We start from the raw sequence: 14,307 nt of genomic DNA, 5'->3' as shown, positions 1-14,307 counted from the left end.
AGCGTGACGACGACGTTCCCGCGCAGCACCCCGTCCGCCCTCGGCATCGACGCACGCGGGATCACCGCGTTCCTCGACGCCCTCGAGTCGACACCGGACGTCGAGCCGCACAGCATCGTGCTGCTGCGACACGGCCGGGTGGCCGCCGAGGGATGGTGGGCCCCCTACGCCGCGGACCGCGTCCACCTGCTCTACTCGCTCAGCAAGAGCTTCACCGCCGCTGCCGTCGGCATCGCCGTCCGTGAGGGGCTCGTCGACCTCGACGCCACGGTGCTGTCGTGCTTCCCGGAGCTCGACGCGGACGTCACCGACGCGCGCAGTCGCCGGATCCGGGTCCGACACCTGCTCGCGATGGCGTCCGGGCACCGCGAGGAGACCCTGCAGCGGGCCGAGGCCACCGACCCGGAGGACCTGGTCCGCGGGTTCCTCCTGACCCCGCCGGACGAGGAACCCGGCACGGTCTTCGCGTACAACCAGCCGTGCACGTACACGCTCGCCGCGATCGTCCGCCGGGCGAGCGGCGAGTCCCTCGTCGACTACCTGCGCCCGCGCCTGCTCGACCCGCTCGGCATCGACGACCTCGCGTGGAAGCGCGACGACACGGGCGCCGAGCTCGGGTTCAGCGGTGCGTACGCGCCGACGGCCGCCGTCGCAGCGCTCGGCCAGCTGTACCTGCAGCGGGGCGTGTGGGACGGGCAGCGCATCCTCGACGAGGACTGGGTCGACGCCGCCACGAGCACGCAGGTCGACAACCCCCACGAGGAGAACGCGGACTGGCGGCAGGGCTACGGCTTCCAGTTCTGGATGGCCCGCCACGGCTTCCGCGGCGACGGCGCGTACGGCCAGTTCTGCGTCGTGCTGCCGGAGCAGGACGTCGTGCTCGCCATGACCGGGCAGTCGCTCGACATGCAGGCGGTGCTCGACGCGGCCTGGCAGCACCTGCTGCCGGCGATCGCGCCGCAGGACGGCGACGGGGGCGCTGCGGGCACGGCCGCCGGTGTCGACGCGGACCCCGGTCTGGAGGCACGGCTCGCCTCCCTCGGGCTGCCCCCGGTGCAGGGCGGTCGCCTGGCCGACGCCGTGGCCGGGTCCTACGAGTCCGACGGCGTGCTCGAGGGGCTCCGGTTGGAGTCCGACGCCGAGGGCTGGCGACTCACGGTCGACGTCGACCGCGGGCTGCTGTCGGTCCCGATCGGTCAGGGCGCGTGGTCGGTCGAGGGGCCGCTCGCCACGAGCGGTGCGACCGGACCCGACGGCACCGTCGAGGTCGTCGTCCGCTTCGTCGAGACCCCGCACGCCGCCCGGCTCCGGCTCGACCCGACCGCGGGGACGGCGACGGGGGAGTGGACCACGCAGCCGCTGCACGACGGGCCGCTCACGCTGCGCCGCCCGGTCGACTGACCGATCGCGCCCCCTGGCGGACACCGCGCCGCGCACACGGGGGTGCGGCCTCCGACCGAGGGTGCACTCCGGGTCAGGGCGTGTCGGACGTCACGTCAACGGGCTGCAGGTCGGGCCGCTTCGCGCTGATGCCGTCGCCGGACGACGTGTGCCGGATGCGCCGCACGACCCAGGGGACGAGGTACTCGCGCGCCCACCCGAGGTCCTCGACGCGGGCCTCGCGCCACGGCCTGGCCTCGAGCGGCTCCGGCGTCACCGGGTCGAGCCCGTGCTCGACCCCGAGGGCGTCCAGCACGGCCGCGGCGACGGTCGCGTGGCCGGTCGGGGAGTGGTGCAGGCGGTCCGGCGCCCACATCCGGGGGTCGCGGAGGACCCGGAGCGCCCACATGTCGGCGACGAGGGCACCGTGCTTGAGCGCGATCGCGTGCAGGTTCTCGTTGTAGATCGCCGTCTTGCCGCGGACCATGCCGAGCACCGGCGTCATGCCGACGTCGGGGCCGGTGAAGAGCACGACGGTGGCGCCGTCGCTCCGCAGCCGCCCGACCATGCCGTCGAACCGTTCGGCGAGCTCGTCGGGGTCCGAGCCGGGGCGGATGATGTCGTTGCCGCCGGCGGACACCGTCACGAGGTCGGGGCGGAGCGCGAGGGCCGGCTCGACCTGCTCGTCGACGATCTGCCCGAGCAGGCGCCCGCGGATCGCCAGGTTGGCGTACGCGAACCCGTCCGCCCGGCCGGCGAGGACCTCGGCCACGCGGTCGGCCCACCCACGGTTGCCGCCGGGGACGGTGGGGTCCGGGTCACCGATCCCCTCGGTGAACGAGTCACCGATCGCGACGTACCTGGACCACGCATGACGAGCTGACACGCCTCCGACCGTAGTCTCGTGGCATGACGTTGGCCGACGAAACCGGGTGGACGCTGTCGCAGGACCTGCTGGAGCGGATCGCCGCCCGCGCGCCGCGGTACGACGCCGAGAACGCGTTCTGCGCCGAGGACCTCGAGGAGCTGCGCGCGGCCGGCTGGCTGCGCATCGGCGTCCCGGTCGGGCAGGGCGGCGCTGGGCTCGGCCTCGCCGCGACGAGCACCCTGCAGCGGCGGCTCGCGCAGGCCGCGCCGGCGACCGCGCTCGGGCTCGGGATGCACCAGGTGTGGGTGCAGGCGGCGCGCGCCGTCACGGCGCGGGGCGGGTCGTTCCTCCAGGCCGTCACCGACCACGCGGCGGTCGACCACCTGCTCGCCTTCGGGGTGAGCGAACCGGGCAACGACGCCGTGCTGTTCGACTCGTCGACGACGGCGGAGCCGGACGGCGACGGCGGCTACCGCTTCACCGGCACGAAGGTGTCCACCTCGCTCGCCCCGGCGTGGGACGTCCTCAGCGTGTTCGGCAAGGACACCAGCGGTCCGGAGCCACGGCTCGTGCACGGCTTCGTGCTGCGGTCCGACGGCGACGTCGAGCACCTCGACGACTGGGACACGCTCGGGATGCGCGCGACCCAGAGCCGGACGACGCTGCTGCACGGCGTGCACGTGCCGGCGTCGCGGATCGTCCGGGTGCTCCCCGTCGGTCCGACGCAGGACCCGCTCGTCTTCGGGGTGTTCGCGGCGTTCGAGCTGCTCGTGGCGTCGGTGTACGTCGGGATCGCCGAGCGGGCGCTCGGACTGGCCGTCGCAGCGGTGTCCGGTCGACGCGGGCGCGACGGTGTCCCGCGGTCGCAGGACCCCGACGTCCGCCGTGCGGTCGCCGACCTGCGCGGCGCGGTCGACGCGGTCGCCCTGCAGGTGTCCGCCCTGACCCGGTCGGTCGACGAGCTGGACGACCTCGGCCCCCGCTGGTTCCCGCTGCTGGTCGGCACCAAGGCGCGGACGGTGGACGCGGCGCAGCACGTCGTGGACGAGGCGCTGCGGCTCGCCGGCGGCTCGGCGTTCCGGGCGTCGTCGGAACTCGCCCGGCTCGCGCGGGACGTCCGTGCGGGGCAGTACCACCCGTCGACGCGGGACGCGGCGGCGCGGACGATCGCCGCCGCGGAGCTCGGGCCGCTCGCCTGAGCCGGAGCCCGGCCGGGTGTCGGTGGTGCGTGGCATCATCGCCGGGTGAGCAAGCAGGACGGACGCAACCGGCTCGTCTCCGAGCGTCCGGTCGACGACGTGACGGCGACGGTCCTGCACGTCGACATGGACGCCTTCTTCGCCTCCGTCGAACTGCTGGACCGTCCCGACCTGCGCGGGCTCCCCGTCATCGTCGGACACGACTCGGACCGCTCCGTCGTCACCGCCGCCACGTACGAGGCCCGTCGCTACGGCGTGAACTCGGCGATGCCGATGGCCGTGGCGAAGCGCCGGTGCCCGAACGCCGTCATCGTCGAGCCGCACTTCGAGAAGTACGCGGCGAAGTCGGCCGCGGTGATGCGCGTCTTCGGGCAGTTCACCCCGAAGGTCGAGAAGCTCGGGATCGACGAGGCGTTCCTCGACGTCGCCGGTGCGCTCCGGCTCTACGGCACCCCGTGGCAGATCGGCACCGCCATCCGCGCCGCGGTCCTCGCCGAGACGGGTCTCCACTGCTCGGTGGGCGCGGCCTCCACCAAGTTCGTCGCCAAGCTCGCGTCGAGCCGGTCCAAGCCGGACGGGCTCCTCGTCGTGCCGGCCGCGCACACCGTGGCCTTCCTGCACCCCCAACCGGTCGCGGCGCTCTGGGGCGTCGGCGGCACGACGCAGGAGAAGCTCGAGCGCCGTGGCATCCGCACGGTCGGGGACCTCGCCCACACGCCGCTGCCATCACTCGTCGCCGCACTCGGACCCGCCGGCGGACAGCGTCTGCACGACCTGTCCTGGGGCCGCGACCCGCGCGTGGTCGACACCGGCGTCAGCGAGAAGTCGATCGGGCACGAGGTCACCTTCGGACGTGACCTGACCGAGCGTGACGACGTCGCCCGTGAGCTCCTGCGCCTGGCCGACAAGGTCGCCGTGCGCCTGCGCCGCGCCGACGTGCAGGCCCGCACGGTCGCGCTCAAGGTGCGGTACACCGACTTCAGCACCCTCACCCGGTCCCGGACGCTCGCCGAACCGACCGACGTGGCGAAGCGGCTCCACCACGAGGCGATCGAGCTCTACGACGTCCTGCACCGGCCCGGCAACCGGATCCGTCTGATCGGCGTGCGCGGCGAGAACCTCGTCCCCGCAGCGGCGAGCAACGCGCTGTGGGACGACGACGCGCCGTGGCGGGAGACCGAGACGACGGTCGACGCGGTCGCCGCACGCTTCGGTGCCGGCGTGCTCCGGCCCGCCTCGCTCGTGCGCGGCACGCCCGAGCAGCGTCCGCCGCACGCCCGGCAGGACCCGGCCTGACGGTAGGATCGCGTGAAGTGAGCGCAGCGGAGTACGACGACCAGCAGCAGCCCGCGACGCTGTGGGGCGACACCCCGGACGGCGACGACCGGGCGACGCGGGAGCAGTCCGCGGTCGGTGGTGAACCGGCCGCGCCGGGCGCTGCCCGACCCCACGACGAGGCCGTGGTCCAGGCGGAGAACGCGGGCAACGCGGCCGCCGAGCACCTGTCACCGGCCTTCCCGGAGCGGGCTGCGTGGGGAACCGCGTCGAAGCTCCGTGCGTGGCAGGTCGAGGCGCTCACGAAGTACTTCGAGACCGAGCCGCGCGACTTCCTCGCCGCCGCGACCCCCGGCGCCGGCAAGACCACGTTCGCGCTCCGCCTCGCCACGGAGCTCCTCGCCCGCGGCACCGTCGACCGCATCGTCGTCGTGGCCCCGACGGAGCACCTCAAGCGGCAGTGGGCGGACTCTGCCGACCGCGTGGGCATCCGGATCGACCCGATGTTCAAGAACGGCGACGGGATGTTCGGGCGGCACTACCAGGGCGTGGCGATCACCTACGCGCAGGTCGGCATGAACCCCGAGGTCCACCAGAAGATCACCGAGGGCGGTCGCACGCTGGTGATCCTCGACGAGGTCCACCACGGCGGCGACGCACTCACCTGGGGCGACGGCATCCGCGAGGCCTTCACGAAGGCGACCCGTCGGCTGTCCCTCTCCGGCACCCCGTTCCGGTCGGACACGGCCCCGATCCCGTTCGTGCAGTACGCCCCCGACGAGCAGGGCATCCGGACCTCGATCTCCGACTACAACTACGGGTACGGCCGCGCGCTCAAGGACGGCGTCGTCCGCCCGGTGCTGTTCATGGCCTACGCCGGGCAGATGCGGTGGAAGACGCGCATGGGCGACGAGATGTCGGCGTCCCTCGGCGAGCAGGTCACGAAGGACATCACCGCACAGGCGTGGCGGACCGCGCTCTCGCCGGAGGGCGAGTGGATGCCCGCCGTGCTGTCGGCCGCCGACAAGCGGCTGACCGAGGTCCGTCGCGGCGTGCCGGACGCCGGCGGCCTGGTGATCGCGACCGACACCACGACCGCGCGCGCCTACGCCCGGATCCTGCAGCAGATCACCGGCGAGCGACCGACCGTGGTGCTCTCCGACGAGGCCGCCGGATCGAGCCGGATCCAGGCGTACGCCGAGGACACCTCGCGCTGGATGGTCGCCGTCCGCATGGTGTCCGAGGGCGTCGACGTACCCCGGCTCTGCGTCGGCGTGTACGCCACGAGCGCGAGCACACCGCTGTTCTTCGCGCAGGTGATCGGGCGCTTCGTCCGGGCCCGCCGCCGCGGCGAGACCGCGAGCGTGTTCCTGCCGAGCGTGCCCGGGCTGATGGCCCTCGCGGCGTCGCTCGAGCTCGAGCGCGACCACGCCCTCGACCGGCCGAAGGACAGCGACGACGGGATGTACAACCCCGAGGACGCCATGGTCGCCGAGGCCAACAAGGAGGACCGGGCGTCCGAGAGCCTGCTCGAGGTGCAGCCGTTCGAGGCGCTCGACTCGCAGGCGTCGTTCGACCGGGTGCTCTACGACGGCGGCGAGTTCGGCACCGGGGGCGAGGTCGGCTCGCTCGAGGAACTCGACTTCATCGGCATCCCGGGGCTCCTCGAACCCGACCAGGTGCGCGATCTCCTGCGGGCCCGGCAGGCATCCCAGGCGAAGCGGTCGAAGGGCCGCGCGGCGAAGGACGGCCTCCCCAAGAGCAAGCCCGACGAGTCGCGCCCGATGTACCAGACCATCAAGGAGCAGCGGACCGAGCTCGCACGGCTCGTCTCGATCTGGTCCCGGCACGCGAACGAACCGCACGGGGCCATCCACGCCGAGCTCCGTCGGATCAGCGGTGGGCCGGCCGTGGCGCAGGCGAGCATCGAACAGATCCAGAAGCGGATCGACGTGCTGCGCTCGCGGATCGGCAACCGACGGTGATCGAGCCCGTCGACGACCGCACGTGGCTGGTGAAGCGCACGCCGGAGTCCTCACCCGAGGCGATCATCGACCGCTTCGGCGGCGGGTACCGCCTGCGCCGGTTCTCGCTCACCGAGTCCCGTCGCACCCAGCACGGCGTCCACACCGGCCCCGAGCTGGCCGAGACCGCCTGGTGGCGCCTGCAGGACCGTCCGCCCGGACGGTGATCGCCCGGTGAGCGATCCGGTTGCGGTGCACGGACCGGGCGGCGCGGCTTGGTGACGTCACAGGGGTTCTTCCGGTAGACCGGGTGCATGGCAGACTCCATCCCTCACGTCCTCGTCCTCGGCGGCGGCTCCGCCGGCTACACCACGGTCAAGCAGCTCCAGAAGCACGCCGCGACCGTGCCGATGCGGATCACGCTGGTGGACCAGAACACGTACTACACGTACCTGCCGTTCCTGCCGGAGGTCGCGGGCGGGCACATCGCCCCGAAGGACGTCACCTTCGAGCTCCGTCGCGCGCTGAAGAAGACCCGCGTCATCCAGGGCAAGGTCACCGGCATCTCGTCGAAGGACAAGACCGTGTCCATCGCCACGGCCGGCGGCGACGACCGCACGCTCGGCTACGACCAGCTCGTCGTCGCGCTCGGCTCGGTGACCCGTACGTTCCCGACCCCCGGGCTCGAGGAGTACGGCGTCGGCTTCAAGACCGTGGAGGAGGCCGCCTACGTCCGCGCGAAGCTCCTCGACAACATCGCGAAGGCCGCTGCCACCCGTGACGAGGACGAGCGTCGCCGTCTGCTGACGAGCATCTTCGTCGGCGGTGGCTACACCGGCGTCGAGGCGATCGGTGAGCTCTTCGACGTCTCGCAGGCCGCCATCAAGACCTACCCGTCGCTCGCCGGTGAGCAGCCGCGCTGGGTGCTCATCGACGCGCTCGACCGCGTCGCGCCCGAGGTGGGCCCGGAGCTCTCGAAGTGGACCCTCGAGTCGCTCCGTGCCCGCGGCATCGACGTCCGGCTGAAGACCACCATGCCGAGCGCCGAGGGCGGGGTCATCAAGCTCTCCGACGGCGACGAGTTCGCCACCGGGCTGCTCGTCTGGACCGCCGGCGTCAAGCCGAACCCGCTCCTCGACGCCACGGACCTGCCGCGTGGTCCGAAGGGCCACCTCGCTGCGAACGCGAAGCTCCAGGTCGAGGCCGAGGACACGCACGAGGTCGTCCCGGGTGTCTGGGGCCTCGGCGACGTCGCGCAGGTCCCCGACCTGACCGCCGAGAAGCAGCCGGCGTACTACCCGCCGAACGCGCAGAACGCCGTCCGCCAGGCCGTCGTCGCCGCGGACAACGTGGTCGCCACGATCACGGGCAAGCCGCTCGAGGAGTACCGCCACCCGTCGATCGGCACCGTCGCCTCGTACGGTGTCGGCAAGGGCGCCGGCAACATCAAGGGCGTCAAGATGACGAACCTGCTCGCCTGGCTCGCGCACCGCTCGTACCACGTGTACGCGATGCCGACGCTGAACCGGAAGGTCCGCATCGTCATCGGCTGGATCACCGGTGCGGTGTCCGGCCGCGACGCGACCAGCCTCATCAAGGAGACCGACCCGCGACGCAACTTCGTCGAGGCCTCCAAGAGCTGATACAGGTCGACGTCACCTCGTGACGGACGGACGGGAGGCGCGGTGCCGGTCGGCACCGCGCCTCCCGTCCGTTCGCCGGTCCGCCGTCGACGGTCCCGGTCGTTCTGCTCAGATCGCGCGGTCCTGGATCGCCTCGCACGGCACCGAGGCGAGCGTGGGCTCCACGAACGAGAGGAGCGCCCATGCGTGCCATGACCTACCGCGGACCGTACCGGGTCCGTGTCGAGGAGAAGCCCGATCCGCGGATCGAGCACCCGAACGACGCCGTCGTCCGGGTCGAACGGGCCGCGATCTGCGGTTCCGACCTGCACCTGTACCACGGCATGATGCACGACACCCGCGTCGGGCACACCTTCGGCCACGAGTTCATCGGCGTGGTCGAGGAGGTCGGTTCGTCGGTGGCGTCACTCGCCGTCGGCGACCGCGTGATGGTGCCCTTCAACGTCTACTGCGGCTCCTGCTGGTTCTGCGCGAGGGGGCTGTTCTCGAACTGCCACAACGTGAACCCGAACGCGACGGCCGTCGGCGGCATCTACGGGTACTCGCACACCACAGGCGGCTACGACGGCGGGCAGGCGGAGCGCGTCCGCGTACCGTTCGCCGACGTCGGCCCGTCCGTCATCCCGGAGGGGCTGGACGCCGAGGACGCCCTCCTGATGACCGATGCCCTGAGCACGGGCTACTTCGGCGCACAGCTCGCCTCGATCCGCGAGGGCGACACCGTGGTGGTGCTGGGCGCCGGCCCGGTCGGGCTGTTCGCTGCTCGGTCGGCGTGGTTCATGGGTGCCGGCCGCGTGATCGTCATCGACCAGCTGGAGTACCGGCTCGAGAAGGCGCGCACCTTCGCGCACGCCGAGACCATCAACTTCGCCGAGGTCGACGACGTCGTGCTCGAGATGAAGCAGCAGACCGACTTCCTCGGCGCGGACAGCGTGATCGACGCCGTCGGTGCCGAGGCGGACGGCAACTTCACCCAGCAGGTCACGGCGTCGAAGCTCAAGCTGCAGGGCGGGTCACCGACGGCGCTCAACTGGGCGATCGACGGTGTGCGCAAGGGCGGGACGATCTCCGCCGTCGGCGCGTACGGACCGATCCCGAGCGCGGTGAAGTTCGGCGACGCCATGAACAAGGGCCTGACGATCCACACGAACCAGGCGCCGGTCAAGCGCCAGTGGCCCCGGCTGCTCGAGCACATCCAGGCCGGACACTTCCGTCCGAGCGACATCATCACGCACCGGGTCCCGCTCGAGCACATCGACGAGGCCTACCACCTGTTCTCGTCGAAGCTCGACGACTGCATCAAGACGGTGATCGTGCCGTGAAGGAGACACCCGTGACCGACCACACGCCCTACATCGCCGACCCGCCCCGACGTGTGCCCTCGTCGGCGGAGCTCCGTGAGCGCATCCCCGGGTGGGGGAGCGACCTCGACCCGGCCGACCGTCCGTCGGTGCCGAAGCTCTCCCGCGAGGTCGGACTCGCCTCGGGTGCCCACTGGGACGTCCCCGAGCCACAGCCCGGCGGCGAGGGCCGCGAGCGGTCGATCGAGCACGCCCACGTCACGCCCGTGTTCGGGACGGCGCAACCGCTGTCCGGGCTCGCCGGGGTCGTGAAGCGGTTCGCCTACGCCCGGTACAGCGAGGGACGGCTGGCGCACTGGCTGCTCCTCGTGCTGGGCGACCGGATCGACGTGGCCACCCACCGGGTGACGGACGCGCTCCGCGGCCGACCGGACCGGGTCGTGCACGAGACCGGGTGGCGCGCCGAGCTCGGCAACCGGCCCGTCTCGACGCGTCTGGGCTCCTCGCGACGGGACGGGCGCCACCAGCTGCTCGACCCGGTCGTGGCGAACTGGGGCTGGCTCGCCGCCCTCGGCGGCCTGGTGCTGGTCGTGCGTCGCCTGCGGCGTCACTGAGACGCGGGGCGGAGGCCCTCGCGCCGCGCGCCTCCTGCGACACCGCGCTCGTCGTTCGACAGCGGTGATGTCGCACGATGCGCGTGCATCGGGTCATCGGGCCCGCGATGCTCGCCGGGCGAGCACGGACGAGAAGAGCCCCCTGGCCGACAGGCCAGGGGGCTCTTCTCTTCTTGTGTCCGAGGGGGGACTTGAACCCCCACGCCCTAATACGGGCACTAGCACCTCAAGCTAGCGCGTCTACCAATTCCGCCACCCGGACAGGGTGTCATTCACTTGTTCGGCTGTCGTTCCGGGCTGTTTTCCCGGCGTTCCTGCCGAGAGAAGACATTAGCACGGCTCTGAACGCACGATGAACACGGGCGCGCATCCCGGGCGAGTCCCCCGGAACGACGGGCGAGCAGGGGGCGCACGCAGGTGCGTCGCGGGCTGCCGGTAGCGTTGGCGGCATGAGCGACGCCCTGCCGACCGTGCCGGACCTCGAGGCCACCGCCGCCATCGCGCGGGACCTCATCCGCATCGACACCACGAACTGGGGCGAGGGCAGGTCGGTCGGCGAGACCGAGGCGGCGCAGTACGTGGAGGCGGAGCTGCGCGACCTGGGCTTCGCGCCGCAGCTCTTCGAGTCGGAGCCGGGCCGGGTGAGCGTCGTCGCCCGTGTGGCAGGGCGGAACGCCGACAAGCCGGGGCTCGTCGTGCACGGGCACCTCGACGTGGTGCCGGCCGACCCCGCGAACTGGACGGTGGACCCGTTCGGCGGCGAGGTGCGCGACGGCATGCTCTGGGGCCGCGGCGCGGTCGACATGAAGAACATGGACGCGATGATGCTGACGGCGTTGCGCGACGTGGTCGAGGGTCAGGGCGCACCCGAGCGTGACCTCGTCATCGGGTTCTTCGCGGACGAGGAGGCGGGCGGGGTGCTCGGCGCCCACCACGTCGTCGACACGCACCCGGAGGTCTTCGCGGGCGCGACCGAGGCGATCAGCGAGGTCGGCGGGTACTCGGTCACCCTCGGCGGGCAGCGGGCCTACCTGCTGCAGACCGGCGAGAAGGCCCTGATGTGGATCAAGCTCGTCGCGCGGGGCACCGCGGCGCACGGCTCGCACGTGATGCGGGACAACGCGGTGACCAAGGTGGCCGCCGCGGTCGCGCGCATCGGAGCGGAGGAGTGGCCGGTCCGGCTCTCCGGCACCACCGAGGCGATGGTCCGCGAGATCGCGCGGCTCCTCGGCGTCGACCCCGTGACGACCGGGCCGGACGAGGTCGCCCTCGCGACCGGGTCCGCCTCGCGCTTCATCCACGCGGCGCTGCACACGACGACCAACCCGACGGTCCTCCGCGCCGGGTACAAGCACAACGTGATCCCGGACGCTGCCGAGGCCCTCGTCGACCTCCGCTGCCTGCCGGGCGACGAGGAGACCGTGCTCGAGCGGGTCCGGGAACTCGCCGGCGACGACGTCGAGGTCGTGATGACGCACCGCGACGTCGGCCTCGAGCAGGACTTCGGCGGACCCCTCGTCGACGCCGTGCGCGGGACGCTCGAGCGCCACGACCCCGGGGCGCCCGTGCTGCCCTACCTGCTGTCCGGCGGCACCGACAACAAGGCGATGTCGCGGCTCGGGATCGCCGGGTACGGGTTCGTCCCGCTGCAGCTGCCGGAGGACGTCGACTTCCCGGCGATGTTCCACGGCGTCGACGAGCGCGTGCCCCTCGACGCCCTCGCCTTCGGGCGGCGCGTCCTCGGCGACCTGCTCGCCACGTACTGATACATTGCCGGGTCGCCCCTCGGCGGCGACCCGCGACGACCGGCACGAAAGGCCCCGCTCGATGCACATCCTCGAGGCGATCTTCCTCGGCTTCGTGCAGGGACTCACCGAGTTCCTGCCCGTGTCCTCCAGCGCGCACCTGCGCATCGTCGGGCTCTTCCTGCCCGATGCGAAGGACCCGGGTGCCGCGTTCACCGCGGTGACGCAGCTCGGCACCGAGACGGCCGTGCTGATCTACTTCTGGAAGGACATCACCCGGATCGTCGGGCGGTGGTTCCGCTCGGTGTTCCGGCGCGACGTGCCGAAGGGCGACCCGGACGTCCGCCTCGGCTGGCTGGTCATCCTCGGCACGATCCCGATCGGGGTCGCCGGACTCCTGCTCAAGGACTCCATCGAGACCACGTTCCGGTCGCTCTGGATCGTGGCGATCGTGCTCATCGTCTTCGGCGTCGTGCTCGGCGTGCTCGACGTCGTCGGGCGCAAGGTCCGTCCGATCGAGCAGATGACGTTCCGGAACGGCCTGCTCATCGGCGTCGCCCAGATGCTGGCGCTCGTCCCGGGCGTCTCGCGCTCCGGCGCCACGGTGTCGATGGGACTCGCCCTCGGCTACACCCGACCGGCCGCGGCGCGCTTCGCGTTCCTGCTCGCCGTCCCCGCGGTCTTCCTGTCCGGCTTCTACGAGGCCGCGACGAGCCTCGGTGACCACGGCGCGCCCTTCGGTCTCGTCGACACGCTGGTGGCGACCGTCGTCGCGTTCGTCGTCGGGTTCGTCGTCATCGCCGCGTTCATGAACTACATCTCGAAGCGCAGCTTCATGCCCTTCGTGGTCTACCGGATCGCACTCGGTATCGTGCTCATCGTGTTGCTGTCGCTCGGAGTGATCCAGCCGTGAGGGCCTGGCAGGTCCCGTCCGTCCCGTCCGTCCCCGGTGACGCGCCCCGACCCGTGGTGCACGACACCGCGGCCGGGCGGCCCGTGGACCCGACCCACGGCGCGGAGGGCGCGACGCTCTACGTGTGCGGCATCACGCCGTACGACGCCACCCACCTCGGCCACGCGGCGACCTACCTGGCGTTCGACACGCTCGGTCGCGCCTGGCGGGACGCGGGGCTCGAGGTCGAGTACGCGCAGAACACCACCGACGTCGACGACCCGCTGCTCGAGCGCGCCGCGCGGGACGGCGTCGACTGGCGCGAGCTCGCCGCGTCGCAGATCGACCTGTTCCGCCGCGACATGGAGGCACTCCGCGTCCTGCCGCCGGACCACTTCGTCGCGGTGACCGACGAGGTCGAGCGCATCGCCGAGGCCGTCGCGTACCTGCAGGAGACCGGGTACGCCTACGACGTGCCGACCGACGACTCCGAGGGCGACGACGTCTACTTCGACGTGAACCGCCCCACCGAGGCGTGGGCGCTCGGCGACGAGAGCCGCCTGGACCGCGAGACGATGCTCGTGCTGTCGGCCGAGCGGGGCGGGGACCCGGACCGCGCCGGCAAGCGCGACCCGCTCGACCCGCTGCTCTGGCGTGCCGAGCGCGCCGGCGAGCCGAGCTGGGACACCGAGCTCGGCCCGGGACGACCCGGCTGGCACATCGAGTGCAGCGTGATCGCGGGCGACAAGCTCGGCCTGCCGATCAGCGTGCAGGGCGGCGGCAGCGACCTCGTCTTCCCGCACCACGAGATGAGCGCCGGGCACGCCGCCGCGCTCGCGCACCAGCCGCTCGCCAACGCCTTCGTGCACACCGGCATGATCGCCTACCAGGGGTCGAAGATCTCGAAGTCGCTCGGCAACCTCGTCACCGTGCGCGGCCTGCTCGACGACGGCGCCGACCCGAGGGCCGTCCGGCTCGCGCTGCTGTCGCACCGGTACTCGGACGACTGGGAGTGGTTCGACGGCGAACTGACGAGCGCGACCACCCGGCTCGCGACGTGGGACGCCTGGGCGTCCGGCGACGCTCCGGGTCACGAGGACGACGCCGCCGACGCGATCGCCCGCATCCGCGCGCGTGTCGCCGACGACCTCGACACGCCCGGTGCGGTCGCCGCCGTCGACACCGCGATCGCCGCGGGGACGCGCGCGACACCGGAGCTGGTCGACCTCGTCGACGCCCTGCTCGGCATCCGCCTGGCCTGAGACCGGAGGCTCGGGCAGGCGCTCTCCCGGTCGCGCGACGTGCCGCCGGTGGCCGTCGCGGGGGGGCGGGGGGGGGGGCGCCCCCCCCGCAGGGGGGCGCGGGGGGGGGGAGGGGCGGGGGGGGGCGCCCCCGCGCGGGGCGGGGGGGGGGGGGGGGGCGGGGC

Annotated in this window: 12 protein-coding genes and 1 tRNA gene; 11 read left to right on the top strand and 2 right to left on the bottom strand. The window is 72.6% G+C overall.

Features of this window, described 5'->3' with window-relative positions; genetic code table 11:
* Positions 1 to 3 precede the first annotated feature (3 nt).
* Positions 4 to 1,401 (top strand): serine hydrolase domain-containing protein, encoded by a 1,398-nt coding sequence (locus J2X59_RS07880; protein WP_326496298.1) that lies wholly within the window; start codon positions 4 to 6, stop codon positions 1,399 to 1,401.
* A gap of 73 nt (positions 1,402 to 1,474) precedes the next feature.
* On the opposite strand, the gene J2X59_RS07875 is transcribed toward J2X59_RS07880, so the two are convergent.
* A complete protein-coding gene (locus J2X59_RS07875; RefSeq protein WP_066654378.1) occupies positions 1,475 to 2,266 on the bottom strand; it encodes an SGNH/GDSL hydrolase family protein in 792 nt (263 codons plus the stop codon).
* A 23-nt stretch (positions 2,267 to 2,289) separates the two neighbouring features.
* On the opposite strand from J2X59_RS07875, the gene J2X59_RS07870 reads away from it, so the two are divergent.
* The 7 genes from J2X59_RS07870 (at position 2,290) to J2X59_RS07840 (ending at position 10,244) form a co-directional block, all read left to right on the top strand.
* The gene (locus J2X59_RS07870) at positions 2,290 to 3,447 is read left to right on the top strand and encodes an acyl-CoA dehydrogenase family protein (RefSeq protein WP_326496297.1); all 1,158 of its coding nucleotides are present in this window, start codon (positions 2,290 to 2,292) and stop codon (positions 3,445 to 3,447) included.
* Between the two features lie 45 nt (positions 3,448 to 3,492).
* On the top strand, positions 3,493 to 4,743 hold the full coding sequence (gene dinB / locus J2X59_RS07865) for a DNA polymerase IV (RefSeq protein ID WP_326496296.1): 1,251 nt from the start codon (positions 3,493 to 3,495) through the stop codon (positions 4,741 to 4,743).
* A gap of 164 nt (positions 4,744 to 4,907) precedes the next feature.
* Entirely contained in the window at positions 4,908 to 6,707 is a 1,800-nt protein-coding gene (locus tag J2X59_RS07860; RefSeq protein WP_209683346.1) for a DEAD/DEAH box helicase, read from the top strand.
* Positions 6,704 to 6,913 carry a hypothetical protein gene (locus tag J2X59_RS07855; protein ID WP_066654373.1) on the top strand — a complete coding sequence of 70 codons (210 nt, stop codon included), beginning with the start codon at positions 6,704 to 6,706 and terminating at the stop codon, positions 6,911 to 6,913. Before J2X59_RS07860 ends, J2X59_RS07855 begins: the two co-directional genes overlap by 4 nt.
* Positions 6,914 to 7,000: 87 nt before the next feature.
* The gene (locus J2X59_RS07850) at positions 7,001 to 8,329 is read left to right on the top strand and encodes an NAD(P)/FAD-dependent oxidoreductase (RefSeq protein WP_066654372.1); all 1,329 of its coding nucleotides are present in this window, start codon (positions 7,001 to 7,003) and stop codon (positions 8,327 to 8,329) included.
* Between the two features lie 182 nt (positions 8,330 to 8,511).
* Positions 8,512 to 9,651 carry a zinc-dependent alcohol dehydrogenase gene (locus J2X59_RS07845; protein ID WP_326496295.1) on the top strand — a complete coding sequence of 380 codons (1,140 nt, stop codon included), beginning with the start codon at positions 8,512 to 8,514 and terminating at the stop codon, positions 9,649 to 9,651.
* Positions 9,652 to 9,662: 11 nt separating this feature from the next.
* A complete protein-coding gene (locus J2X59_RS07840; protein ID WP_326496294.1) occupies positions 9,663 to 10,244 on the top strand; it encodes a hypothetical protein in 582 nt (193 codons plus the stop codon).
* 176 nt (positions 10,245 to 10,420) lie between these two features.
* Here the strand turns inward: J2X59_RS07840 and J2X59_RS07835 are convergent.
* Positions 10,421 to 10,506 (bottom strand) — tRNA-Leu (locus J2X59_RS07835).
* A gap of 187 nt (positions 10,507 to 10,693) precedes the next feature.
* Here J2X59_RS07835 and J2X59_RS07830 point away from each other — a divergent pair.
* From J2X59_RS07830 to mshC, 3 genes are all read left to right on the top strand, one after another.
* Positions 10,694 to 12,010 (top strand): M20/M25/M40 family metallo-hydrolase, encoded by a 1,317-nt coding sequence (locus J2X59_RS07830; RefSeq protein ID WP_326496293.1) that lies wholly within the window; start codon positions 10,694 to 10,696, stop codon positions 12,008 to 12,010.
* 61 nt (positions 12,011 to 12,071) lie between these two features.
* Positions 12,072 to 12,902, top strand: a complete 831-nt coding sequence (locus J2X59_RS07825; RefSeq protein ID WP_326496292.1) for an undecaprenyl-diphosphate phosphatase — start codon at positions 12,072 to 12,074, stop codon at positions 12,900 to 12,902.
* Entirely contained in the window at positions 12,899 to 14,143 is a 1,245-nt protein-coding gene (gene mshC, locus J2X59_RS07820) for a cysteine--1-D-myo-inosityl 2-amino-2-deoxy-alpha-D-glucopyranoside ligase (protein WP_326496291.1), read from the top strand. The genes J2X59_RS07825 and mshC overlap by 4 nt, the downstream gene beginning before the upstream one ends.
* Positions 14,144 to 14,307: the final 164 nt, after the last annotated feature.

The sequence above is a fragment of the Curtobacterium sp. 260 genome (assembly GCF_030803485.1).
Lineage (GTDB): Bacteria > Actinomycetota > Actinomycetes > Actinomycetales > Microbacteriaceae > Curtobacterium.
This window is presented reverse-complemented; position numbering and strand designations above follow the sequence as displayed.